This window comes from Streptomyces sp. NPDC126499 (assembly GCF_040302485.1).
Classification (GTDB): Bacteria; Actinomycetota; Actinomycetes; order Streptomycetales; family Streptomycetaceae; genus Streptomyces.
Window position 1 is genome coordinate 1 of sequence record NZ_JBEOUO010000027.1, and the last position, 22,633, is coordinate 22,633.

A 22,633-nucleotide genomic window follows, 5' to 3' on the forward strand; every position below is an offset into this window, starting at 1 on the left:
ACATTCCGAACCCGGAAGCTAAGCCTTTCAGCGCCGATGGTACTGCAGGGGGGACCCTGTGGGAGAGTAGGACGCCGCCGAACGATCATTGTGGGAAAGCCCCGCACCTTTTGGTGCGGGGCTTTTCTGCGTTCACGGCGACCCCCGTGCACCCCGTCATCGTGGCTGAGGGTAAGGTCATGGGGCATCGTTCGGCTCGTTTCCACAGGAGGCCCCCGGGTGGAGGTCCAGGAGACCCGCGTTCAGACGGACCGGGTCCTCACCATCCCCAACATCCTCAGCATGGCGCGCCTCGTCGGCGTACCGCTGTTCCTGTGGTTGATCCTCCGCCCCGAGTTCGGTGGGCCCAAGAGTGACGGCTGGGCGCTGCTCGTCCTTGCCCTCAGTGGTGTCAGCGACTATCTCGACGGCAAGCTCGCCCGGCGCTGGAACCAGATCAGCAGCCTCGGCCGGCTGCTCGACCCGGCCGCCGACCGGCTGTACATCCTTTCCACCCTCGTCGGGCTCACCTGGCGGGAGATCCTGCCGCTCTGGCTGACCGCCGCCCTTTTGGCCCGCGAGCTGATGCTGCTGGTCATGGTGGGAATCCTCCGCCGGCACGGGTATCCGCCGCCGCAGGTGAACTTCCTCGGGAAAGCTGCCACTTTCAACCTCATGTACGCGTTCCCGCTGCTGCTTCTCAGTGACGGAAACGGATGGCTGGCGTCACTCGCCGAAGTTTTCGGGTGGGCCTTCGCCGGATGGGGTACAACTCTGTATTGGTGGGCAGGGATCCTCTACGTGGTCCAGGTCCGCCGACTCGTGAAGGCGGATACCGAGGCCGATTGAGCCCGTCCGCCCTGCCGACAACGGCGCCGGCATGAACGAAGAAGCCCAAGGGCGCGTTGAGCGGACAGGTGAAGTCGGCAGGACCGTCGTCTCTTCAAGGAGGACGCTTCCGACATGAAGGCCGTCGTGATGGCCGGTGGTGAAGGCACTCGCCTTCGCCCCATGACCTCGAGCATGCCCAAGCCTCTTCTGCCGGTGGTCAACCGGCCGATCATGGAGCACGTCCTGCGACTGCTCAAGAGGCACGGTCTCAACGAGACCGTCGTCACCGTGCAGTTTCTCGCCTCACTCGTCAGGAATTACTTCGGTGACGGCGAAGAGCTCGGAATGGAGCTCACCTATGCGAACGAGGAGAAGCCGCTCGGCACCGCGGGGAGTGTGAAGAATGCCGAGGAGGCGCTGAAGGACGACGCCTTCCTCGTCATCTCGGGAGACGCACTCACCGACTTCGACCTCACCGACCTCATCGCCTTCCACAAGGAGAAGGGCGCCCTCGTCACGGTCTGCCTGACCCGCGTGCCCAATCCGCTGGAATTCGGCATCACGATCGTGGACGAGGAAGGAAAGGTCGAGCGGTTCCTGGAGAAGCCCACCTGGGGGCAGGTCTTCTCGGACACGGTGAACACGGGCATCTACGTCATGGAGCCCGAGGTCTTCGACTACGTGCAGGCCGACGTCCCGGTCGACTGGTCGGGCGATGTCTTCCCGCAGCTGATGAAGGAAGGCAAGCCCATCTACGGCTACGTCGCCGAGGGCTACTGGGAGGACGTCGGCACCCACGAGAGCTACGTCAAGGCCCAGGCCGACGTCCTCGAGGGCAAGGTCCAGGTCGACATCGACGGCTTCGAGATCTCCCCGGGCGTGTGGGTGGCCGAAGGAGCGGAGGTCCATCCCGACGCCGTCCTTCGCGGGCCGCTCTACATCGGTGACTACGCCAAGGTCGAAGCGGGCGCCGAGATCCGCGAGCACACCGTGATCGGCTCCAACGTCGTCGTCAAGAGCGGCGCCTTCCTGCACAAGGCGGTCGTCCACGACAACGTCTACATCGGGCAGCAGAGCAATCTGCGCGGCTGCGTCATCGGCAAGAACACCGATGTGATGCGGGCGGCCCGGATCGAGGACGGGGCCGTCATCGGCGACGAGTGCCTGATCGGTGAGGAATCGATCGTGCAGGGCAACGTGCGGGTCTACCCGTTCAAGACGATCGAGGCCGGCGCGTTCGTCAACACCTCCGTCATCTGGGAGTCCCGCGGGCAGGCCCACCTGTTCGGCGCGAGAGGTGTCTCCGGCATCCTCAACGTGGAGATCACGCCCGAGCTGGCGGTGCGGCTCGCAGGCGCGTACGCGACCACTTTGAAGAAGGGCGCGACCGTCACCACTGCGCGTGACCACTCCCGGGGTGCCCGAGCGCTCAAGCGGGCCGTGATCTCGGCGCTGCAGGCCAGCGCCATCGACGTACGGGACCTGGAGAACGTGCCGCTGCCGGTGGCGCGGCAGCAGACGGCCCGGGGCAGCGCCGGCGGGATCATGGTGCGGACCTCGCCCGGTGTGCCGGACTCCGTCGACATCATGTTCTTCGACGAGCGCGGTGCGGACCTGTCGCAGGCGGGACAGCGCAAGCTCGACCGGGTCTTCGCACGGCAGGAATACCGGCGGGCGTTCCCCGGCGAGATCGGCGACCTGTCCTTCCCGGCCAGCGTCTTCGACTCGTACACGGGATCGCTGCTGCGGAACGTCGACACCTCCGGGATCGCCGAAGCGGGCCTGAAGGTGGTCGTGGACGCGTCCAACGGCAGTGCCGGCCTCGTGCTGCCGAGCCTGCTCGGACGGCTCCAGGTCGACTCGCTGACGATCAACCCGGGTCTGGACGAGTCGCGGCCGACCGAGTCCGCCGAGAGCCGGCGGGCCGGACTCGTACGCCTGGGTGAGATCGTGGCGTCGGCGCAGGCCGCGTTCGGTGTGCGCTTCGACCCGGTGGGCGAGCGGCTCTCGCTCGTCGACGAGCGGGGCCGCATCATCGAGGACGACCGGGCGCTGCTGGTGCTGCTCGACCTGGTGGCGGCCGAGCGGCGGTCCGGGCGGGTCGCGCTGCCGGTCACCACCACGAGGATCGCCGAGCAGGTCGCCGCGTACCACGGCACGCAGGTGGAGTGGACGACGACCTCGCCCGACGACCTGACGAGGGTCGGCCGGGAGGACACGACGATCTTCGGCGGCGACGGCCGGGGCGGATTCATCGTCCCCGAGTTCAGCAGCGTCTTCGACGGCGCCGCGGCCTTCGTGCGGCTGATCGGTCTGGTCGCGCGGACCCAGCTCACGCTGAGCCAGATCGACGCGCGGATCCCGCGGGCCCATGTGCTGAAGCGGGACATCGCGACCCCGTGGGCGGTCAAGGGGCTCGTGATGCGCCGGGTGGTCGAGGCGGCCGGCGACCGGTCCGTGGACACCACCGACGGTGTGCGGGTGGTCGAGGCCGACGGGCGCTGGGTGATGGTGCTGCCCGACCCGGCGGAGGCGGTCACCCACCTGTGGGCGGAGGGCCCCGACGACGCCTCCGCGCAGGCCCTGCTCGACGAGTGGTCGGCCGTGGTGGACAGCGCGGGCCACTGAGTGAGCGGTCCCCGTACGGGGCTGTCGGGCCGGGAGGTACCGGGCGGTACCTCCCGCCCCTTCGGAGGGGCCATTCGGCGGTAGGGCGTACGACGTGCGACGATGTGCGGCATGTCGCAGCAGCCCCCCGTTCGGAGCACAGAAACGCCCCCTCCGCGCCCGGACGCGTCGATGTCGCTGCTGAACAACGTGATCGACCACGCCCTCGACGACGGGTACGCGGAGGCGTCGGCCCGGCGCGCGGCCGAGGGCGGTGGCCTGCCCCGTACGATCCGGGCGAAGCTCGGACTCGCGGCAGGTCTGGTGCTCGCGGCCGCCGTGGTGACGCTCGGCGCGGCCGAGGCGCGGGTGTCCGCGCCGGTCGTCGCCAAGGAGCGGCAGGAGCTGATCGACCGGATCGAGTCGGAGACCTCGGCGGCCGACCGGCTGGAGCAGGACGTCGAGCGGATCCGCGCCGAGGTGGGCGAGCGGCAGCGCAAGGCGCTGGAGCAGCACGGCGGTGACCAGGCCGAGCTGGTGGCGCTGCTGTCCGGAGCGATCCCGGTCCAGGGGCCGGGCGTCCGGCTCGTCGTCGACGATGCCAAGGGCACCGACGCGGGCGGCGGCGGTCCGCGGGAGAGCAGTGGCTTCGCCGACACGGGGCGGGTGCGCGACCGGGACATGCAGCGGGTCGTGAACGGCCTGTGGGAGTCGGGCGCCGAGGCGGTCGCGATCAACGGGCAGCGGCTGACGGCGCTGTCGGCGATCCGGGCTGCGGGTGACGCCATACTGGTCGACAACAAGCCGCTGGTGCCGCCGTACACGATCCTCGCCGTCGGCGACGGTCAGCGGCTGAGCACCGCGTTCCAGGACAGCGCCGACGGTCAGTACCTGCACGCGCTGCGGGAGAACTTCGGGATCCGTACCAGTATCTCGGCACAGGGCGAGGTGCGTCTGCCCGCCGCGCCGAGCCTGATCGTACGTACAGCAGAGCCGAGGGGAGCCGGGGCGAAGGCCACCGGGCGGGCCACGGCCGAGACAGGGAAGGGCACATCTTGATCGCCGTACTGGGCCTGATCGTGGGAGTCGTGGTCGGACTGTTGGTCCGGCCCGAGGTTCCGGCGGTGGTCGAGCCCTATCTTCCGATCGCCGTGGTCGCCGCCCTCGACGCGGTCTTCGGCGGGCTGCGCGCCATGCTCGACGGGATCTTCGTCGACAAGGTCTTCGTGGTGTCGTTCCTGTCCAACGTGGTCGTGGCCGCGCTGATCGTCTTCCTCGGCGACAAGCTGGGCGTCGGCGCGCAGTTGTCGACGGGTGTGGTCGTCGTGCTCGGCATCCGGATCTTCTCCAACGCGGCCGCCATCCGGCGGCACGTGTTCCGGGCGTGAGGCCGATGAGCGAGAACGACAAGAACCCGGCGCAGGAGCCGGAGGAGTCCCGGCCGCAGGCGCGGCCCGAGCCCCAGGGGCGGCACGAGCCGCTGCCCGAGGCGCAGCCGCAGCCTCCCGCGCGGCCCCAGTCGCAGCCCCAGCCTCCCGCGCAGCCGCAGCCGCAGCCGCAGCCCCGGCGCCCGGAGCAGCCGCAGCTCCAGCCCCACGCCACGCCCGAGGGGCAGCCCCCCGCGCCGCCCCGGCCGCAGGCGTCGGCCGGCTCCGGGGTCACCGGCCGGCAGCGGCTGGCCGCCAGCCTGTGGCCGCCGCGGGTGACCCGCGCCCAACTCGTCGTGGCGCTCCTGCTGTTCGTGCTCGGTCTCGGGCTCGCCATCCAGGTGCGGTCGACCAGTGACAACAGTGCGCTGCGCGGTGCCCGCCAGGAGGACCTGGTGCGCATCCTCGACGAACTCGACGACCGCACCCAGCGCCTGGAGGACGAGAAGACGCGTCTGGAGGGCCAGCGCTCGGAGCTGGAGACCAGCTCGGACCAGGCCGAGGAGGCGCGCCGGCAGACCCAGGAGAAGGAGCGTCAGCTCGGCATCCTGGCCGGCACGGTCGCCGCCGAGGGGCCGGGGATCACGCTGACGATCACGGACTCCACGGGGGCCATCGAGTCGGACATGCTGCTCGACGCCATTCAGGAGCTGCGGGCGGCGGGCGCGGAGGCGATCCAGGTCAACGACGTGCGGGTGGTGGCGGACAGCTATTTCTCGGGCAGCGGACGCGATCTTCGGATCGATGGAACGCAGGTGGCCGCTCCGTACGTCTTCAAGGTCATCGGGAAGCCGGAGGATCTCGAGCCCGCGCTCAACATCCCCGGCGGTGTCGTCCAGACGTTGGAGAAGGAGCAGGCGACGGCCACGGTGCAGCGTTCAGGGAAGATCGTCGTCGACGCCTTGCGACCTGCGAAGCGGCCTGACTACGCTCGGTCGTCCTCGCAGTGAGGCAGGGGTCGATGACGCCTCGGAGGCAAGGGCATGACCTTGCGGGGGGTCGGCGCACCACATGGGTGGTGCGTGGTGGAAACTGTCGAGTGGCCACGGACGTTGTGAAGATGTCCGGGTCGGCAGGTGTGTTCAGTCAGGGTTCGTCCTGCCCCACGGGCGGGTCTGTTTCGGTCAAGGGGAATCGCCCGTGAAGTTGTTTGCGAAGTTGTTCGGGAAGAGCGGACGCGAGGACGGCGGCAACGCCAAGCATCGCGCGCCGCGCCACGCGCAGGGTGAGGAACAGGGCGTCGAACGCCCGCTCTTCCGTGACGAGGTCGGTGGCCAGGGTGGCGACATTCCGGGCACACAGGGCGCGTCTTCTGTTGACCCTGCCGGTGCCGCGCGCATAGGTTTCGGAGAACCATCAGCCTCGAGTACGGGTGGAGGGTTCGTCCCCGACCCGTATGCGACCCAGACCTCCGCGGGGCAGCCGCGGCAGGAGGACGCGTCCATGCCGGTGTGTACGAGGTGCGGTCACCGCAATACGGCGGACAGCCGCTTCTGCTCCCACTGCGGCGCGCCGCTGCGCGGCGGGGTGGCTCCGGAGCGGGCTTCCGAGACGACCTCGACGATCTCCATCTCGGGGCTCGAGGCCTACGACTCGGAGGTCACCGGGCAGACCTCGCTCCCGGCGCTGTCGCCCGAGGCGCTCGCCGCCGTGGAGGCGCTGCCGGCCGGTTCGGCGCTGCTGATCGTGCGCCGCGGTCCGAATTCGGGCAGCCGCTTCCTGCTGGACGGTGAGCTGACCACGGCCGGCCGTCACCCGCAGAGCGACATCTTCCTGGACGACGTGACCGTGTCGCGTCGTCACGTGGAGTTCCGGCGCGGGCAGGACGGCACCTTCACGGTGTCGGACGTCGGCAGCCTCAACGGCACGTACGTCAACCGGGAGCCGATCGACTCGGTCGTGCTCTCGAACGGTGACGAGGTGCAGATCGGCAAGTACCGGCTCGTCTTCTTCGCGAGCCAGCGGAGCGTGTGACGCTCCGGAGAACCTTCAGGGAAGGTCCATGCTGCGTACACCGACGGGCGGTGCCGGTCTCGGCACCGCCGCCGCGGGCGACCGGCTGTTCAGCATCGGGACGGTGCTGAGCCAGCTGCGCGACGAGTTTCCCGAAGTGACCATCTCCAAGATCCGGTTCCTGGAGGCCGAGGGGCTCGTCGAGCCCCGGCGGACGGCTTCCGGGTACCGCAAGTTCAGCCCGCAGGACGTGGAGCGGCTCGCCCAGATCCTGCGGATGCAGCGGGACCACTACCTGCCGCTCAAGGTGATCCGCGAGCATCTGGACGCCCTGGCCCGCGGCGAACAGATCAAGCTGCCCTCGCCCAGCCCCCAGCGGGACCTGCTGGACGGGGCCTGGGAGGCGGACGGCGAGCGCCCCACGGCGGCCCGGATCGGCCGGGCGGAGCTGCTGGCCGCCGCCGAGGTGACCGAGGCCGAGCTGGCCGAATGGGAGTCGTACGGCCTGATCGGCCCGGCGGAGGGCGGCGGCTACGACGCCGAGACCGTCACGGTCGCGAAGCTGGTGGCCGATCTGGGGAGATTCGGGCTCGAACCCCGGCATCTGCGGGCGGTCAAGGCCGCCGCCGACCGGGAGGCCGGCCTGGTCGAGCAGATGGTGGCGCCGCTGCGCCGGCACCGCAATCCGCAGACCAGGGCCCATGCGGAGGCGACCGCGAAGGAGCTCGCCGGGCTCTCCGTACGGCTCCACGCGGCACTGGTCCAGACCGCTCTGGGACTCCGTCTGCAGTGATCCCGGGACGGCCCGACTACCCAAACCGGTCGGGCACGTCCTAGGGTTGCTGTGTGAACGAGCTCGACGTTGTGGGTGTCCGGGTGGAAATGCCGTCCAACCAGCCGATCGTGCTCCTGCGTGAAGTGGGAGGCGACCGCTACCTTCCCATCTGGATCGGACCGGGGGAGGCGACGGCGATCGCCTTCGCGCAGCAGGGCATGGCCCCGGCCAGGCCCTTGACGCACGACCTCTTCAAGGACGTCCTGGAGGCCGTGGGGCAGGAGCTCACCGAGGTCCGCATCACCGATCTGCGGGACGGCGTCTTCTACGCCGAGCTGGTGTTCGCCAGTGGCGTCGAGGTGAGCGCCCGGCCGTCCGACGCGATAGCGCTGGCGCTGCGCACGGGTACGCCGATCTACGGCAGTGACGGGGTGCTCGACGACGCGGGGATCGCGATTCCGGACGAGCAGGAGGACGAGGTGGAGAAGTTCCGCGAGTTCCTCGACCAGATCTCGCCGGAGGACTTCGGGACGGGCAACCAGGGCAACCAGTAGGGGACCGGTGCAGGGGACCGGTCGGCCATCGGACGACGGCCTGGGTCACCCGTCAGGGGGAGCCGCCGGCGGCCATGGGGACGTCGCCGGAGAGCGCCCTCGGAGCATTCGAGTAGCCTTTCCCCGGAGTGGGGCACGAGAAACCACTCTCAGGGTGATTATCACTCGGCGTGCCGAGTGTGGCGATCGTTGACGCACCCCGAGTGACTGCCTACCTTCGTGTGGGCAGGTCAAGGACGGAGGGTCGGCGTGATGAGCAGCGGCGACGGTACGGCAGGGGGCTTCCTGGGGCGTGCCCCCGGGGAGAAGGGCCCGTATCCGCTTCACGGCAGTGTGGGCGACTTCGGTACGGACGAGGGCGCGGCCGCGGACGTGGGCTCGGACGCCATCGGCTACCGCGGCCCGACGGCCTGTGCGGCGGCCGGCATCACCTACCGCCAGTTGGACTACTGGGCGCGCACCGGTCTCGTCGAGCCGAGCGTGCGGCCCGCCTACGGCTCGGGGACGCAGCGGCTCTACAGCTTCCGGGACGTCGTCGTCCTCAAGATCGTCAAGCGCTTCCTGGACACCGGGGTGGCGCTGCAGAACATCCGGGCGGCGGTGCAGCACCTGCGGGCCCGGGGTTTTCGCGACCTGGAGCGCATGACGCTGATGAGCGACGGCGCGACCGTCTACGAATGCTCCTCGCCGGACGAGGTCGTCGACCTGCTCCAGGGCGGGCAGGGCGTCTTCGGCATCGCCGTCGGCGTGGTGTGGCGGGACGTCGAGGCGGCGCTCTCGCAGCTGCACGGCGAGCGGGTGGACACCGGCGAGACGCTGATCGGGCACAACCCGGCCGACGAACTGGCGCGCCGACGCCGGGACCGGGCCGTCTGACCACGGGTCCCGCGGGGACCGGGCCGTCTGACCCGCGGGTCCCCCTCCGCACGCACGACCCGCACGCGCGTGCGGGCCGATTGTCAGTGGCGTAGGGCAGCATCGGAACCGTGAGAGCCGCGCCCACGATCCTGCATCTCGACATGGATGCCTTCTTCGCCGCCGCGGAGCAGGCGTCGAAGCCGAGTCTGCGCGGAAAGCCGGTGGTCGTCGGCGGGCTCGGGCCGCGCGGGGTGGTCGCCACGGCCTCGTACGAGGCACGGCGCTTCGGGGTGCACTCGGCGATGCCGATGGCGCAGGCACGCAGGCTCGCGCCGAACGCGGCGTATCTGGTGCCCCGCTTCGCCTTCTACCGGGCGATCAGCGGGCAGGTCATGGAGCTGCTCGGGCGGCTGTCGCCGCTGGTGGAGCCGCTCAGCCTCGACGAGGCCTTCGTCGACCTGGAGGCGGGAGGAGTGGCCGACGACAGCGCGAGCGCGCGCGTGGCGGGGGAGCGGCTGCGCCGGGACATCCTCGTCACGACCGGGTTGACCGGGTCGGTGGGGCTCGCCGGGTCCAAGATGCTCGCGAAGATCGCCTCGGAGGAGGCCAAGCCGGACGGTCTCGTGCTGATCGAGCCCGGGACGGAGCGGGAGCTGCTCGGGCCCCGTTCGGTGCGGATCATCCCCGGGGTGGGGCCGGCCACGGACGAGCATCTGCGGCGGGCCGGGATCACCACGGTCGCCGAGGTGGTGGAGGCGGGCGAGGACGAGCTCGTACGGCTCCTGGGGCGGGCGCACGGCGGCTCCCTGTACCGGATGGCCCTCGGGCACGACGACCGGCCCGTGGTGGCCGAGCGGGACGCCAAGTCGGTCTCCGTGGAGGACACCTTCGACGTGGACCTGCACGACCGGCTGCGGATCCGCCTCGAGGTCGAGCGGCTCGCGGAGCGGTGCGTGGGGCGGCTGCGGGGCGCCGGGCACTCGGGGCGGACGATCGTCCTGAAGGTCCGGCGGTACGACTTCTCGACGCTGACCAGGTCGGAGACGCTGCGGGGGCCGACGGACGACCCGGTGGTGGTCAAGGAGGCGGCGGCGCGGCTGCTCGACCTGGTGGACACGACGGGCGGCGTGCGGCTGCTGGGGGTGGGGGTCAGCGGGCTGGCCGACTACACGCAGGAGGACCTGTTCGCGCAGGCCGAGGCGGAGGCCGCGGCCGGGGCGGTGACCGGGACCGGGACAGCGGTCGGGACCGGGACCGGGACCGGGGCGGCGGGGACGCAGGCGGACGGGCCCGGGGAAGCGGCCACCTCTGACCCCGTTCCGGCCGCGCCCGCGACGGCCACCGAGACCGCCGAGCGGCGCTGGTCGCCGGGACACGACGTGCGGCACGCCGTGTACGGGCCGGGCTGGGTGCAGGGCAGCGGGGTCGGACGGGTCACCGTCCGCTTCGAGGAGCCGGGCTCGCCGCCCGGCCGCGTGCGGACCTTCCCGGTCGACGACCCGGACCTGGAGCCCTCGGATCCGCTGCCGCTCGTCCCGGGCGGCGCGACGGGCGCGGCGGCCTGACCGGACCCGGAGCCGGCCGTGCCGCCCCGCTCAGGCCGGCAGCCGGGCGCTCAAGCTTCCGACGGCCCGGTGCTCAGACGGCCGAGGCCCGGCGCTCAGGCGGCCGTCACGCCTCCTCCTGGCCCGCCAGACGGCCGAAGTCACGGTCCGGGGCGTCCTGGGGCACGGCAGGCAGCGTGAGGTTGTAGTGGCGGTAGAGCTGGAGTTCCTGTTCCGGCGAGAGATGGCGACCCACGCCGAAGTCGGGCGCGTCCTTGATGAGGGCGCGCTCGTACGGGACGTGGAGGGCGTCGCCCACCAGTTCGCTCGGCTCCAGGGGGACGAAGGCGTCACGGCTGAAGAGGCCGGTGCGGACGGCGGCCCATTCGGGGACCCCCGTGGCGTCGTCGAGGTACACCTCGTCCACGGTGCCGATCTTGTTCCCGTCCCGGTCGTAGGCCTTGCGGCCGATCAGGCTGCGCGGATCGATATCGGTCTGCACGGTCCCTCCAACGGGTCGCAACTGCGCTACACCCCTACGAAAGTGCACATCTGGGATGTCGGCCACTTGAGCGATGGGAGAAGGAACGGCGCTGGTAGGCTGGCTGTGGCTGTCGACCCCGCGCGGGAGAGTCCTCCGGAGAAGGCTTTCGGAGGCGCCGAAGGAGCAAATCCTCCCCGGAATCTCTCAGGCCCCCGTACCGCGCGGACGAGGTCACTCTGGAAAGCAGGGCGGGCGTCACGGCATCCGCTCTCACCGACGGTGAAAGCCGGTCCTCCGCGAGGCGGGCCGGTGAAGCTCTCAGGTTTGGATGACAGAGGGGGAGGCCGTCCGGGCACCCGCGCCGAGGTGCCCCTCGAAGGTCGTGACGACCAGGAGGCCCCCGTACATGACCGCCAACCGCACTCCGCTCTCCGAGCTCGAGCAGGGCATCCCCTTCGAACAGCGGCACATCGGACCCGACGCCGAGGCGCGGGCCAAGATGCTCGCCCAGGTCGGTTACGGCTCCCTGGACGAGCTCACGGCCGCCGCCGTGCCGGACGTCATCAAGAACACCGAGGCCCTGGGCCTGCCGGCCGCCCGCACCGAGGCCGAGGTACTGGCCGAGCTGCGTGCCCTCGCCGACCGCAACCAGGTCCTCGCGCCGATGATCGGCCTCGGCTACTACGGCACCTTCACCCCGCCGGTCATCCTCCGCAACGTGATGGAGAACCCGGCCTGGTACACCGCCTACACGCCGTACCAGCCGGAGATCTCGCAGGGCCGCCTGGAGGCGCTGCTCAACTTCCAGACCGTGGTCGCCGACCTGACCGGTCTGCCCACCTCCGGCGCCTCCCTGCTGGACGAGGGCACCGCCGCCGCCGAGGCCATGGCGCTCTCCCGCCGGGTCGGCAAGGTCAAGGACGGCGTGTTCCTCGTCGACGCCGACGCCCTGCCGCAGACCATCGCCGTCATCGAGACCCGCGCCGAGCCGACCGGTGTCGAGGTCGTCGTCGCCGACCTGTCCGCCGGCATCCCGGCCGAGGTCGCCGAGCGCGGCGTCTTCGGCGTGCTCCTCCAGTACCCGGGCGCCTCCGGAGCGATCCGCGACATCAAGCCGGTCATCGACCAGGCCCACGAGCTCGGCGCCGTCGTCACCGTCGCCGCCGACCTGCTCGCCCTCACCCTGCTGGCCTCGCCCGGCTCGCTCGGCGCGGACATCGCGGTCGGCACCACCCAGCGCTTCGGCGTCCCCATGGGCTTCGGCGGCCCGCACGCCGGTTACATGGCCGTCCAGGACAAGCACGCCCGCTCCCTGCCCGGCCGCCTGGTCGGCGTCTCCGTCGACGCCGACGGCAACAAGGCCTACCGCCTGGCCCTGCAGACCCGCGAGCAGCACATCCGCCGCGAGAAGGCCACCAGCAACATCTGTACGGCGCAGGTCCTCCTCGCCGTCATGGCCGGCATGTACGCCGTCTACCACGGCCCCGACGGCCTGAAGCAGATCGCCCGGCGCACCCACCGCTACGCCGCGATCCTGGCCGCCGGCCTGCGCGCCGGGGGCGTGGAGCTCATCCAGGGCGCCTTCTTCGACACCCTCACCGCCCGCGTCCCGGGCCGCGCCGACGCGGTCGTCGCCGCCGCCCGCGAGGGCGGGGTCAACCTGTACCGGGTCGACGCCGACCACGTGTCGATGTCCTGCGACGAGACGACCACCCGCGCCCACATCGCCGCCGTCTGGACCGCCTTCGGCGTCACCGCCGACATCGACGCCCTCGACGCCGTCACCGAGGACGCGCTGCCCGCCGACGCGCTGCGCACCGACGCGTACCTGACCCACCCGGTCTTCCACGCGCACCGCTCCGAGACCTCGATGCTGCGCTACCTGCGCAAGCTGGCCGACCGCGACTACGCGCTCGACCGCGGCATGATCCCGCTCGGCTCCTGCACCATGAAGCTGAACGCGACCACCGAGATGGAGTCGGTGACCTGGCCGGAGTTCGGTCAGATGCACCCGTTCGCCCCGGTGGAGCAGGCGCAGGGCTACCTCACCCTCATCACCGAGCTGGAGGAGCGCCTCGCCGAGGTCACCGGCTACGACAAGGTGTCCCTCCAGCCGAACGCCGGCTCCCAGGGCGAGCTCGCCGGTCTGCTCGCCGTCCGCGCGTACCACCGCGCCAACGGCGACACGCAGCGCACCGTCTGCCTCATCCCGTCCTCCGCGCACGGCACCAACGCCGCCTCCGCCGTGATGGCCGGCATGAAGGTCGTCGTCGTCAAGACCGCCGACGACGGCGAGGTCGACGTCGAGGACCTGCGGGCCAAGATCGAGCAGTACCGCGACGAGCTGTCGGTGCTGATGATCACCTACCCGTCCACGCACGGTGTGTTCGAGGAGCACGTCTCCGAGATCTGCGGCCTGGTGCACGAGGCCGGCGGTCAGGTGTACGTCGACGGCGCCAACCTCAACGCCCTGGTCGGCCTCGCCAAGCCGGGCCACTTCGGCGGCGACGTCTCGCACCTGAACCTGCACAAGACCTTCTGCATCCCGCACGGCGGCGGCGGCCCCGGCGTCGGCCCGGTCGCGGTGCGCGCGCACCTCGCCCCGTACCTGCCGAACCACCCGCTTCAGCCCACCGCGGGGCCGGAGACCGGCGTCGGCCCGATCTCGGCCGCCCCGTGGGGCTCCGCCGGCATCCTGCCGATCTCCTGGTCGTACGTGCGCCTGATGGGCGGCGAGGGCCTCAAGCGCGCCACCCAGGTCGCCGTGCTCGCGGCGAACTACATCGCCAAGCGCCTGGAGCCGCACTACCCGGTGCTGTACACGGGCCCGGCCGGTCTGGTCGCCCACGAGTGCATCGTCGACCTGCGCCCGCTGTCCAAGGCGACCGGCGTCAGCGTCGACGACATCGCCAAGCGCCTGATCGACTACGGCTTCCACGCGCCGACCATGTCGTTCCCGGTGGCCGGCACCCTGATGATCGAGCCCACCGAGTCCGAGGACCTGACCGAGATCGACCGCTTCTGCGACACGATGATCGCGATCCGGGCGGAGATCGAGAAGGTCGGCTCCGGCGAGTGGCCGGCCGAGGACAACCCGCTGCGCAACGCCCCGCACACCGCGGCCGCGCTGGGCGGCGAGTGGAACCACCCGTACACCCGTGACGAGGCGGTCTTCCCGGCCGGTGTGTCGGCCGCCGACAAGTACTGGCCGCCGGTCCGCCGGATCGACGGTGCCTTCGGCGACCGCAACCTGGTCTGCTCCTGCCCGCCGCTGGACGAGTACGACAACTGAGCGCCTGACGCCTGACGGCGGAACATCACGGCGCATGCGTCGAGGGCCGGTCCGGAGGACTTCTCCGGGCCGGCCCTCGCCTTCGTCCGTGGCTCCGTCAGGCCGCCGTCGTCACCCGGGCCGCCGTCAGCGGGCGGTGGGGGGCGATGATCCGCCCGTCCGGCAGCAGCTCACCGGTGTCCTCGAAGATCAGGACCCCGTTGCACAGCAGGCTCCATCCCTGTTCCGGGTGGTGCGCCACGCGTCGGGCGGCCTCCCGGTCGGCGGAGTCGGCGGTGGGACAGGCAGGCTGGTGCTGGCACATGGGTGGGTTCTTTCGCTGCGTCGTAGTGGATGTCCTGCGGCTCTTCGTTGGCATGGCCGCCCCCGTAGGTCGGTTCGGTTCCGGTCCCAGTCTTGCCCCAAGGACGGCGTTCCGCAGGGATTTCGCGGCAGCTCGTCCTCTCCGGGGAAGACGCATCACCCGCAGGGGCGGTTCAGGTCAACCTCCCCCTCTCTTCGGGGGGTTCGGAATGGTCCCAGTGGGCTAGTCCGAACGGGAGCTTCCTCGGACAGCAGTGCGCCCCGGGACCGGCGGTCCCGGGGCGCGGGTGCGCGTGCGGTGGATCAGGCGGGCGCCGCTGACCCGAGGAGGGGCGGCGGCGCGAGACGCATTCCGATGACGGGCAGGAGATCGGCGACCCGGTAGGGGCGGTTGGCGGCGATGCCGGGCGGGGCGGGGGCGAGCGGCACCAGGAGGTCGTCCGGGCCGGGTTCGGTGCTGGCGCCGTCCGCCTCGGTGTCGGCGTGCAGCCACAGTGTCAGCATGTACAGCTGCGGTACGGACAGCAGCCGCGGCTGGTACGGGGTGACGAGCGCCTCGGCCTGGATCAGGGCCCGCTCGGTGGCCGTGACGTAGGGCCCCTCGAAGAAATGGGAGAAGGACCAGCCGTCGGGCGTGAGCATGGTGTCGGCGGCGGCGATCGCCCGGTCCCCGTTCCTGATCAGGAAGCGCCAGCCGGCCAGCAGGGTCCTGGGCGGCTGCGGCCCTGTCGCACCGGCGGCTCCGGTGGCGCCGGGCATGCCCAGGAGGTGGACGGGCAGGGGCAGTTCGGGGCTCAGCGGTCCCTGTGCGGCCCGCAGGGCCGGCGTTCGGGGCTCGCGGACCGCCGTGGGCGATCCGAGGGCCGCGAGGACACTGCGGAGGGCCGGCGCGGGGGCCGGGGAGGGTCGGAGCATGGTGGGTCGCCTCTCACTCAGGAGACACGGTGAAGCGTGGGCAGGTACGACGGCGCTGTCAGCGACGGGGTCAGAGAGGGGGGCCATGGGTCCCATGGCCAAGCGCCAACACTCTGCCTCGTGCGCGGAGTTTATACGACACGTGTTCACACAGTGTTTCCGCTAGAGGGCGCCGATATTCCTGACAAGGCGTCATTCGGTCGTATTCCCGGGGCGATTCGGTGGAATGCCGGCCTCCGGCGGAACGTCTGCCTGCACTTTCCCCACCGGACCGGTCGGCCGAAACCGGCCCTCGACTCACGGAACAATATGACTTTGGTATATGTCCATTGTTCGTTGCCCAGGGGGACTGCCGGTGGAGAACCCGCTCCAGGGTAACGGCCGACACATACGTCCCGCAGGCGTTATGGATCAGTCCTCCGGGGCATCATCGTCCGTGACGCTCGCGGCCGTCGTGGCGGCTGCCCACTCGGGAGGGACGCTTCGATGGGGGAGAAGGTCGTGGCCGACGGGTTCGGCCCGTCCGACCGTCAGCGCTACCGCAGGAAGCTCCAGCAATGCCTCGCCGCCCTCGCGCGGCTGCTCGCGGACAAGCGGTTCGACCGGCCCCGCAATCTCATGGGCCTGGAGATCGAACTCAATCTCGCGGGCGAGGACGGCCGGCCCCGGATGCTGAACGCGCCGGTGCTCGACCGCATCGCCAGTCCCGATTTCCAGACGGAACTCGGAATGTTCAACCTGGAAGTGAACATCGCCCCGCACCCGCTCGGCGGCCATGTATTCGACCGGCTCGCGGAGGAACTCCGTACCGGGCTCGGATATGCCGACCGCAAGGCCAAGGAAGTCGGCGCCGGAGTCGTGATGATCGGAATACTGCCGACCCTCACCCAGGACGACGCGGTCCTCTCCAACCTCTCCGCCGCCGACCGTTACACGCTCCTCAACGACCAGATCCTCGCCGTCCGCGGGGAGGACTTCACCCTCGACATCCAGGGCGTCGAGCGGCTGCACTGCACCTCCGCCTCGATCGTGCCCGAGGCCGCCTGTACGTCGGTGCAGCTGCACCTGCAGGTCACCCCGCCCCGCTTCGCCGCCGTGTGGAACGCGGCGCAGGCGATCGCCGGCGTGCAGATCGCCGTCGGCGCCAACGCGCCCTTCCTTTTCGGCCGGGAGCTGTGGCGCGAGTCCCGGCCCCCGCTGTTCCTCCAGGCCACCGACACCCGGCCGCCCGAGCTCCAGGCCCAGGGAGTCCGTCCGCGCACCTGGTTCGGGGAGCGCTGGGTGGACTCGGTCTACGACCTGTTCGAGGAGAACCTGCGCTACTTCCCCGCCCTGCTGCCGATCTGCGAGGACGAGGACCCGCTGCGCGTCCTGGACGAGGGCGGGGTGCCCCGGCTGCACGAACTGGTCCTGCACAACGGCACCGTCTACCGCTGGAACCGTCCGGTGTACGGCTGGGTCGACGGCGTCCCGCACCTCAGGGTGGAGAACCGGGTGCTGCCCGCCGGGCCGACGGTCACCGACGTCATCGCCAACGCCGCCTTCTACTACGGACTCGTGCGGGCGCTCGCCGAGGAGTCCCGGCCGATCTGGAAGCGGATGGCCTTCGAGGACGCCGACCACAATTTCGACACCGCGTGCCGCCACGGCATCGACGCCGAGCTGCGCTGGCCCCGCGCGGGCCGCTCCGGCGGGGTAGCGACCGTCCCCGCGGTCAAGCTCGTCCTGGACGAACTGCTCCCGCTGGCCGCGGCCGGTCTCGACGCCTGGCACGTGGAGCGGGCCGACCGGGACTTCTACCTGGGCGTGATCGAGGAGCGCTGCCGGCGTCGGGTGAACGGCGCCTCCTGGCAGGCCGACACCTTCCGCAAGGCCCTGGAGTCCGGGCTCGACCGCTCCGAGGCCCTCGCGGCCACCACCCGCCGCTACCGCGAACTGATGCACACCGGGGAGCCGGTGCACACCTGGCCGGTGGGGGTGGACGGCACCCTCTGAGGGGCTGCCCTTACGATCGACGCCCATGTCCACCACCTCTCCCATACCCGTCCTCCGCGGCTCCGGCGGAACCCTCCAGGCAGAGGAAGACGCCCTCGTCCTGAGCCGCCGGCGCAGGGAGAGGCGGATCCCGCTCCAGGCCGTTCGCCAGGTCCGCGCGGAGGGCCGTGCCCTCGCCGTGGAGCTCACCGCCCCGGCCGGTGCGACCCCGGCCGTGTTCCGGGTGCGGGGCGTGAGCGCGGCGGCGGCCACGGTGTTCGCCGACGCGGTCACCGCGCGCCTGCCCGAAGACCGGGAGCCCGACGGCGCGGCCCTCGTCACCGAAGGTTCGCCGGCGGAGTCCGAGGACGGGGCGTACTTCCGCACGCTCAGAATCTGTGCGTGGGGCGTCGCCCTCGTGACCGTCGGGGTGGCCGTGGCGATGGCGATCGTGGGGTCGTGGGTCCTCGCGGTCGCCTTCCTGATCGGCAACCCGGTCACCCTCGGCATCGTCGTGCTCGGTCTCTACGGGATGAGGACGCCGTACCACGAGTGGTACCTGCCCCGGTACGGCATCACCGTCGAGGCGGTGTACCGCGGCCCCCGGAAGTATGCCTACACCGACCTGCACGGCAGGGCCCGAACCGCCGACGTCGCGGGCAACGCCCCGACCGTACGGGTCGCCTACCACCCGGACAGGCCCGGCGAAGCGTTCGCCGCGTACTCGTGGATCCGCAAGGTCTTCCGCACCCTCGTCCGTCTGGCGTTCCTCCTCGTCGGCCTCTCGCTCTTCGTCTACAACATCTTCGTGGCCGTCGACGGCTTCCGACGCGGCTGACCCGGGGGCGGTGCCGCGTGCACGAGTGCCGCGCGGTCTCTTCGTCGCGGGAGACGACCCCACACCACGGCCCGGCACCCTTGGGTAGGGTTCCCGTACCCAGCGGATGATGGGGAAGGGGAGACGGGCGTGGTGTCGGAGCATCGAGTGAGGGACGCTTCCCTGCCCCCCGACGGGCCGCGCCGGATCCTGCGCTCCGAGACGCTGCTGGTGCTCGCGCTCTCGCTGGGCGCGAGCGCGGTGTCCTCCCTCATCAGCTTCGTCGGCGCGCTGACCAGGCCGGGCGCGCTGAAGGAGCAGGCGGCCACGCTCAACGGCTCCTACGCGCCCGGGCGGCCCTGGCTGGACCTCGCCTGGCAGCTCTTCGGCATCGCCACCGCGCTCGTGCCGGTCGCCCTGGTCGCCCATCTGCTGCTGCGCGAGGGCGGCGGGGTGCGCGGGCTGCGGGCGATCGGCTTCGACCGGAGCAGGCCGTGGCCCGACCTCGGGCGCGGGGCGCTGGTGGCGGCCGGGATCGGCAGCGCGGGCCTCGCCTTCTACCTGGCGGTGCGCGCGGCCGGGTTCAACCTCACGGTGGTGCCCGAGTCGCTGCCGGAGGTGTGGTGGAAGTACCCGGTCCTGATCCTCTCGGCGATCCAGAACTCCGTGGTGGAGGAGGTGATCGTCGTCGGCTATCTGCTGCGCAGGCTCGACGGCCTCGGCTGGTCGGCGACGGCCTCGCTCGCGGCGAGTGCGGTGCTGCGCGGCTCGTACCACCTCTACCAGGGGATCGGCGGCTTCGTCGGCAACGTGGTGATGGGCGTGGTGTTCGTGTGGCTGTACCGGCGCTGGGGGCGGGTGGGGCCGCTGGTGGTCGCGCACGCGCTGCTCGACATCGTGGCCTTCGTCGGCTACGGGCTGCTGGCCGGGAAGGTGGGCTGGCTGCCGACGCCGTGACGTGAGCGGCGCGGACGAGGAAAGGGGCGTACGGCACCGGCCGTACGCCCCTGCGTCGTGTGGCGGTGTGTCAGGCGTGCAGTTCGCCGTCGATGACGGTGACGGCGTGGCCGTTGAGGTGGGTGCGCTCGCCGCGCAGCCGGGTGCGGACGATGCCGGTGCGGGCGCCGCCCTGGAAGCCGGTCAGCTCGTCGCGGCCGAAGCGGGCGGACCAGTACGGGGCGAGCGCGGTGTGGGCGCTGCCGGTGACCGGGTCCTCGTCGATGCCGACGGCGGGGAAGAAGCCGCGCGACACGAACTGGTAGGCGCCCTCGGGGCGGTCGGCGCGGGCGGTCGCGATGACGCCGCGCTGGGAGAGGTGCTTCAGGGCCGCGAAGTCGGGGCTGAGCGTGCGCACCGTCGTCTCGTCCGCGAGCTCGACGACCAGGTCGCCGACGTGGGCGGCGGTGTCGTGGACGGCGACCGGCTCGGCGCCCAGTGCCTTCGCCAGGCCGGCGGGGACCGGGACCGGGGTCAGGGAGGAGGTCGGGAAGTCCAGGGTGATCGTGCCGTCCGGCTCCGCCGTGGCGAGCAGCACGCCGCAGCGCGCGGTGAACCGGACCGTGCCGGTGGCGAGGCCCTCGTCGCGCAGGACGTGGGTGGTGGCGAGGGTGGCGTGGCCGCACATGTCGACCTCGGTGGTGGGGGTGAACCAGCGCAGGGCCCAGTCCGCCTCGCCGCCCGGCGGCAGCGGGTGGGCGAAGGCGGTCTCCGACAGGTTGACCTCGGCGGCGACCCGCTGGAGCCAGGCGTCCTCCGGGAAGGAGTCGAGGAGCAGGACTCCGGCGGGGTTGCCGGAGAAGGGCCGGTCGGTGAAGGCGTCGACGATTCGAATCCGCATGAGCCGGAACGTACCGGAAGCGGAAAACGGCAGGCCAAGGCCAATTCGGGAGTGCTGGCCCGGTCGGCTGGGGGGGGCGCGGGCAGGCCCGGTGGCGCTCGGGGTGTTGCCGAACGAACTGTTCCGATATATCGTTGAGGCATCGCGACAGTTCGACGATGAATCCCGATGGAAGGAGCGTTGCGATGCGTACACATGGACACGAGCACCAGCACGGACACGGTCGTGGGTACTGCGGGCCCGGCCCTCGCGGTGAATTCGAGGGGCGGCGCGCCGCTTTCGGCCCCTTCGGGCCGGGAGCCTTCGGCGGTGGCCCCTGGGGTGGCGGCTTCGGTGGCCGGGGCGGGGGCGGGCGCGGCGGAGGCCGCGGCCGGGCGCGGCGCGGCGATGTGCGCGCCTCGATCCTGGCCCTGCTGAAGGACCGCCCGATGCACGGCTACGAGATGATCCAGGAGATCGGCGAGCGCACCGGCGGCGCCTGGAAGCCCAGTCCCGGATCGGTCTACCCGACCCTCCAGCTCCTGGAGGACGAGGGTCTGATCACCAGCGCGAGCGACGGCGGCAAGAAGCTGTTCACGCTCACCGACGCCGGGCGCGCGGAGGCCGAGGCGGGGCCGGAGGCCCCGTGGGAGGAGGCCGGGCGCGGCGTCGACTGGGAGGCCCTGAACGAGGTCCGGCAGGCCGGCTTCGGTCTGATGGAGGCGTTCGGCCAGGTCTGGAAGACCGGCAGTGCCGAGCAGCGGCAGAAGGCCGTCGACGTCATCACCGAGGCCCGCAAGAAGCTGTATCTGATCCTCGCCGACGAGCACTGAGCCCGAGCGGCGCCCCAAGGGCCCCGCGGCGATCCGCCGCGGGGCCCTTCCTCGTCCGTGCGGCGGGTCAGGTCACCAGGCCGGCGAGCCTGCGCAGCGACTCGGTCAGCGCCGTGGTGGCCGAGTCCTTCAGTCTGCCCGCCATCAGGGAGACGGCCGCGCCCGTGAACGCGCCGTCGATCCGTACGACCGTGGCCGGCCCGTCGGCGGTGAGCGAGTAGCGCGTGCCGACGTCGACGCCCATCGGGCCCTTGCCCCGGATCGCGAGCACCCGCGCCGGCTCCAGCTCCTCCACCGTCCAGGTCACCTCGGCGGGGAAGCCCATGAGCTTCATGTTCTCCGTGAAGGTGGCGCCGGTCTCCAGTACGGCCGGGCCGCCGTTCGGGAAGCCGGTGTGGGTGGCGTTCCACTCCCCGTACGAGGCGAAGTCGGTGAGCCGCGCCCACACCTTCTCGGCCGGTGCCTCGATCCGTGCCTCCGCGCTGACTTCGGCCATGGGACCACCCCTTCACGCGTACAGTCGGCCTTCGGTGTCGCGGAACGTAGCCGTAGCGGCGCGAACATTCAATACTGATGAACCGTCAGGTCCGCGGTCTCGCCGTCGATCCACCAGATCTGCGCGGAGTCGAACCAGTCCGAGGCGCGCGGTCCGCCGCTCTCGTCGTGGCAGTGGAACGCGGCCCAGAAGAGATCGGCCGGCAACGCCTCCCGCGGTGCGTACACCCGGTAGACGTACTGCCGCCCGTCCAGCGCGAGCAGAGCCACCATCCAGAACATGCCTGAAAGACGATACGAGACGGGCCTGTGGTTGCGAACGGGGCGCAGGGCAAGGCGGCGCGCGCCCCGGGAGGCGACGTCGCGCGATCTCATCCGTAAGGAGGAGGAACCGCTCGCCCGTGCACGACTCCGGTGGGATGCGCACATGCTCCTCGCCGGGGATGCTCGCGCGCCCGCGGGCTGATGAGGTGGAAGGGTGCAGCCTCCCGTCCCTCCGGCCCCCGCCCCGCGCGGCCCTGTGCCCCACCGTCACCTCCCCGCACCCGGTCACCTCTCCGCGTCCGGTCACCTTCCCGTACCCGGTCGCCACCCCTCGCCCACCGACCGCCCCGGCCCCGACCGTGCGGCGGCGCACGGCCTCACCCCCCGGGCGCTGCGGCCGCTGCCCGCGGCGCGCCGGGCCGGACTCGAGGACGGTCTGACCCCGGAGCTCGTCGCCGTGGTGACCGCTGCCCGGCGCCGGGCCCTGCGGGACGGCGACCGGCAGATCGACACCGCACACCTGCTGCACTCCCTCGTCGAGACCGACCCCGAGGCCGCCGCCGCGTTCGAGGACGACCACCGGCTCGCCCGGGTCCTCGGCTATCTCGTCCAGCGCTCCATCGGCTACGGCCTGCACTGGCAGCGATCCGTCGAGGACACCGGCTCCGCCCTCCCCGCCGTGCGCGGCGCCGGGGACGGCGCCGGCGGCTGGTCGCCGGCCGCAGCCGCCGCCCTGGCGGGCGCCCGCGAACGGGCCGCACGGCGCGGCGACCGCCGGGCCCGGGGCCTCGACCTGCTCGCCGCACTCGCCGCCGACCCGGACAACCGGGCCGCCGAAGTACTGCGCCGGGCCGGGGTCGACCGGGCCGCCCTCGCCGCCCGGATCGGGGACCCGTCTCAACAGGTGTAACG

The 22,633-nt window shown here is 71.5% G+C and carries 22 protein-coding genes, 1 rRNA gene and 1 riboswitch; of the genes, 17 read left to right on the forward strand and 6 right to left on the reverse strand.

The annotated features are described in order from the left end of the window. The 11 genes from rrf to ABTZ91_RS29310 all read left to right on the forward strand — a co-directional run. Nucleotides 1-83, forward strand: a 5S ribosomal RNA gene (gene rrf, locus ABTZ91_RS29260); the annotation flags it as partial. A gap of 136 nt (nt 84-219) precedes the next feature. After that, nucleotides 220-828: a CDP-alcohol phosphatidyltransferase family protein gene (locus ABTZ91_RS29265; protein ID WP_352080223.1), complete on the forward strand. Its 609-nt coding sequence runs from the start codon at nt 220-222 to the stop codon at nt 826-828. Nucleotides 829-942: 114 nt separating this feature from the next. Continuing rightward, on the forward strand, nt 943-3,438 hold the full coding sequence (locus tag ABTZ91_RS29270; protein ID WP_352080224.1) for a mannose-1-phosphate guanyltransferase: 2,496 nt from the start codon (nt 943-945) through the stop codon (nt 3,436-3,438). A gap of 111 nt (nt 3,439-3,549) precedes the next feature. Next, nucleotides 3,550-4,476, forward strand: coding sequence for a DUF881 domain-containing protein (locus tag ABTZ91_RS29275; RefSeq protein ID WP_352080225.1), 927 nt, complete (start codon nt 3,550-3,552; stop codon nt 4,474-4,476). Further along, nucleotides 4,473-4,805 (forward strand): small basic family protein, encoded by a 333-nt coding sequence (locus ABTZ91_RS29280; protein ID WP_015032176.1) that lies wholly within the window; start codon nt 4,473-4,475, stop codon nt 4,803-4,805. The genes ABTZ91_RS29275 and ABTZ91_RS29280 overlap by 4 nt, the downstream gene beginning before the upstream one ends. Before the next feature lie 5 nt (nt 4,806-4,810). Further along, nucleotides 4,811-5,794 carry a DUF881 domain-containing protein gene (locus tag ABTZ91_RS29285; protein ID WP_352080226.1) on the forward strand — a complete coding sequence of 328 codons (984 nt, stop codon included), beginning with the start codon at nt 4,811-4,813 and terminating at the stop codon, nt 5,792-5,794. 61 nt (nt 5,795-5,855) lie between these two features. Further along, on the forward strand, nt 5,856-6,818 hold the full coding sequence (locus ABTZ91_RS29290; protein WP_345490413.1) for an FHA domain-containing protein: 963 nt from the start codon (nt 5,856-5,858) through the stop codon (nt 6,816-6,818). Nucleotides 6,819-6,846: 28 nt separating this feature from the next. Beyond that, on the forward strand, nt 6,847-7,590 hold the full coding sequence (locus ABTZ91_RS29295; RefSeq protein ID WP_352080227.1) for a MerR family transcriptional regulator: 744 nt from the start codon (nt 6,847-6,849) through the stop codon (nt 7,588-7,590). Between the two features lie 53 nt (nt 7,591-7,643). Then, nucleotides 7,644-8,126 (forward strand): bifunctional nuclease family protein, encoded by a 483-nt coding sequence (locus ABTZ91_RS29300; protein ID WP_352080228.1) that lies wholly within the window; start codon nt 7,644-7,646, stop codon nt 8,124-8,126. Nucleotides 8,127-8,378: 252 nt separating this feature from the next. Continuing rightward, nucleotides 8,379-9,002, forward strand: coding sequence for a MerR family transcriptional regulator (locus ABTZ91_RS29305; protein WP_352080229.1), 624 nt, complete (start codon nt 8,379-8,381; stop codon nt 9,000-9,002). A 110-nt stretch (nt 9,003-9,112) separates the two neighbouring features. Next, a complete protein-coding gene (locus ABTZ91_RS29310) occupies nt 9,113-10,549 on the forward strand; it encodes a DNA polymerase IV (RefSeq protein ID WP_352080230.1) in 1,437 nt (478 codons plus the stop codon). Between the two features lie 106 nt (nt 10,550-10,655). Here ABTZ91_RS29310 and ABTZ91_RS29315 read toward each other — a convergent pair whose 3' ends face one another. Further along, nucleotides 10,656-11,030: a PRC-barrel domain-containing protein gene (locus ABTZ91_RS29315; protein ID WP_352080231.1), complete on the reverse strand. Its 375-nt coding sequence runs from the start codon at nt 11,028-11,030 to the stop codon at nt 10,656-10,658. A 113-nt stretch (nt 11,031-11,143) separates the two neighbouring features. After that, nucleotides 11,144-11,242, forward strand: a riboswitch (glycine riboswitch). A 176-nt stretch (nt 11,243-11,418) separates the two neighbouring features. On the opposite strand from ABTZ91_RS29315, the gene gcvP reads away from it, so the two are divergent. Next, nucleotides 11,419-14,304 carry an aminomethyl-transferring glycine dehydrogenase gene (gene gcvP, locus ABTZ91_RS29320; protein ID WP_352080232.1) on the forward strand — a complete coding sequence of 962 codons (2,886 nt, stop codon included), beginning with the start codon at nt 11,419-11,421 and terminating at the stop codon, nt 14,302-14,304. 97 nt (nt 14,305-14,401) lie between these two features. Here the strand turns inward: gcvP and ABTZ91_RS29325 are convergent, their stop codons facing one another. Continuing rightward, complete coding sequence (locus tag ABTZ91_RS29325) at nt 14,402-14,608, reverse strand: DUF5999 family protein (RefSeq protein ID WP_352080233.1); 207 nt, start codon at nt 14,606-14,608, stop codon at nt 14,402-14,404. A 302-nt stretch (nt 14,609-14,910) separates the two neighbouring features. After that, on the reverse strand, nt 14,911-15,522 hold the full coding sequence (locus ABTZ91_RS29330) for a hypothetical protein (RefSeq protein WP_352080234.1): 612 nt from the start codon (nt 15,520-15,522) through the stop codon (nt 14,911-14,913). Between the two features lie 486 nt (nt 15,523-16,008). Between ABTZ91_RS29330 and ABTZ91_RS29335 the strand changes: the two genes are divergently transcribed. The 3 genes from ABTZ91_RS29335 to ABTZ91_RS29345 all read left to right on the forward strand — a co-directional run bounded on the left by ABTZ91_RS29335 (nt 16,009) and on the right by ABTZ91_RS29345 (nt 19,270). Beyond that, nucleotides 16,009-17,517, forward strand: a complete 1,509-nt coding sequence (locus ABTZ91_RS29335) for a glutamate--cysteine ligase (protein WP_352080235.1) — start codon at nt 16,009-16,011, stop codon at nt 17,515-17,517. Nucleotides 17,518-17,542: 25 nt separating this feature from the next. Beyond that, a complete protein-coding gene (locus tag ABTZ91_RS29340; RefSeq protein WP_352080236.1) occupies nt 17,543-18,334 on the forward strand; it encodes a hypothetical protein in 792 nt (263 codons plus the stop codon). A 147-nt stretch (nt 18,335-18,481) separates the two neighbouring features. Then, nucleotides 18,482-19,270, forward strand: a complete 789-nt coding sequence (locus ABTZ91_RS29345) for a CPBP family intramembrane glutamic endopeptidase (RefSeq protein WP_352080237.1) — start codon at nt 18,482-18,484, stop codon at nt 19,268-19,270. Nucleotides 19,271-19,340: 70 nt separating this feature from the next. On the opposite strand, the gene ABTZ91_RS29350 is transcribed toward ABTZ91_RS29345, so the two are convergent. Then, nucleotides 19,341-20,150, reverse strand: coding sequence for a PhzF family phenazine biosynthesis protein (locus tag ABTZ91_RS29350; RefSeq protein ID WP_352080238.1), 810 nt, complete (start codon nt 20,148-20,150; stop codon nt 19,341-19,343). 185 nt (nt 20,151-20,335) lie between these two features. Here ABTZ91_RS29350 and ABTZ91_RS29355 point away from each other — a divergent pair, with 185 nt between their 5' ends. Then, on the forward strand, nt 20,336-20,962 hold the full coding sequence (locus tag ABTZ91_RS29355; RefSeq protein WP_352080239.1) for a PadR family transcriptional regulator: 627 nt from the start codon (nt 20,336-20,338) through the stop codon (nt 20,960-20,962). Nucleotides 20,963-21,029: 67 nt separating this feature from the next. Here ABTZ91_RS29355 and ABTZ91_RS29360 read toward each other — a convergent pair whose 3' ends face one another. Both ABTZ91_RS29360 and ABTZ91_RS29365 read right to left on the reverse strand, forming a co-directional pair. Then, nucleotides 21,030-21,458, reverse strand: coding sequence for an SRPBCC family protein (locus tag ABTZ91_RS29360; RefSeq protein ID WP_352080240.1), 429 nt, complete (start codon nt 21,456-21,458; stop codon nt 21,030-21,032). A 68-nt stretch (nt 21,459-21,526) separates the two neighbouring features. After that, nucleotides 21,527-21,739 carry a hypothetical protein gene (locus tag ABTZ91_RS29365; RefSeq protein WP_352080241.1) on the reverse strand — a complete coding sequence of 71 codons (213 nt, stop codon included), beginning with the start codon at nt 21,737-21,739 and terminating at the stop codon, nt 21,527-21,529. 196 nt (nt 21,740-21,935) lie between these two features. On the opposite strand from ABTZ91_RS29365, the gene ABTZ91_RS29370 reads away from it, so the two are divergent. Further along, nucleotides 21,936-22,631, forward strand: coding sequence for a Clp protease N-terminal domain-containing protein (locus tag ABTZ91_RS29370; RefSeq protein ID WP_407078053.1), 696 nt, complete (start codon nt 21,936-21,938; stop codon nt 22,629-22,631). Nucleotides 22,632-22,633: the final 2 nt, after the last annotated feature.

What these genes read in the sequence shown, in the direction of transcription:
- ABTZ91_RS29270 (WP_352080224.1), top strand. Translation starts at nt 943, where the DNA reads ATGAAGGCCGTCGTGATGGCCGGTGGTGAAGGCACTCGCCTTCGCCCC.
- ABTZ91_RS29275 (WP_352080225.1), top strand. Translation starts at nt 3,550, where the DNA reads ATGTCGCAGCAGCCCCCCGTTCGGAGCACAGAAACGCCCCCTCCGCGC.
- ABTZ91_RS29285 (WP_352080226.1), top strand. Translation starts at nt 4,811, where the DNA reads ATGAGCGAGAACGACAAGAACCCGGCGCAGGAGCCGGAGGAGTCCCGG.
- ABTZ91_RS29290 (WP_345490413.1), top strand. Translation starts at nt 5,856, where the DNA reads ATGGGTGGTGCGTGGTGGAAACTGTCGAGTGGCCACGGACGTTGTGAA.
- ABTZ91_RS29295 (WP_352080227.1), top strand. Translation starts at nt 6,847, where the DNA reads ATGCTGCGTACACCGACGGGCGGTGCCGGTCTCGGCACCGCCGCCGCG.
- ABTZ91_RS29305 (WP_352080229.1), top strand. Translation starts at nt 8,379, where the DNA reads ATGAGCAGCGGCGACGGTACGGCAGGGGGCTTCCTGGGGCGTGCCCCC.
- gcvP (WP_352080232.1), top strand. Translation starts at nt 11,419, where the DNA reads ATGACCGCCAACCGCACTCCGCTCTCCGAGCTCGAGCAGGGCATCCCC.
- ABTZ91_RS29325 (WP_352080233.1), bottom strand. Translation starts at nt 14,608, where the DNA reads ATGTGCCAGCACCAGCCTGCCTGTCCCACCGCCGACTCCGCCGACCGG.
- ABTZ91_RS29330 (WP_352080234.1), bottom strand. Translation starts at nt 15,522, where the DNA reads ATGCTCCGACCCTCCCCGGCCCCCGCGCCGGCCCTCCGCAGTGTCCTC.
- ABTZ91_RS29335 (WP_352080235.1), top strand. Translation starts at nt 16,009, where the DNA reads ATGGGGGAGAAGGTCGTGGCCGACGGGTTCGGCCCGTCCGACCGTCAG.
- ABTZ91_RS29340 (WP_352080236.1), top strand. Translation starts at nt 17,543, where the DNA reads ATGTCCACCACCTCTCCCATACCCGTCCTCCGCGGCTCCGGCGGAACC.
- ABTZ91_RS29350 (WP_352080238.1), bottom strand. Translation starts at nt 20,150, where the DNA reads ATGCGGATTCGAATCGTCGACGCCTTCACCGACCGGCCCTTCTCCGGC.
- ABTZ91_RS29355 (WP_352080239.1), top strand. Translation starts at nt 20,336, where the DNA reads ATGCGTACACATGGACACGAGCACCAGCACGGACACGGTCGTGGGTAC.
- ABTZ91_RS29360 (WP_352080240.1), bottom strand. Translation starts at nt 21,458, where the DNA reads ATGGCCGAAGTCAGCGCGGAGGCACGGATCGAGGCACCGGCCGAGAAG.
- ABTZ91_RS29365 (WP_352080241.1), bottom strand. Translation starts at nt 21,739, where the DNA reads ATGTTCTGGATGGTGGCTCTGCTCGCGCTGGACGGGCGGCAGTACGTC.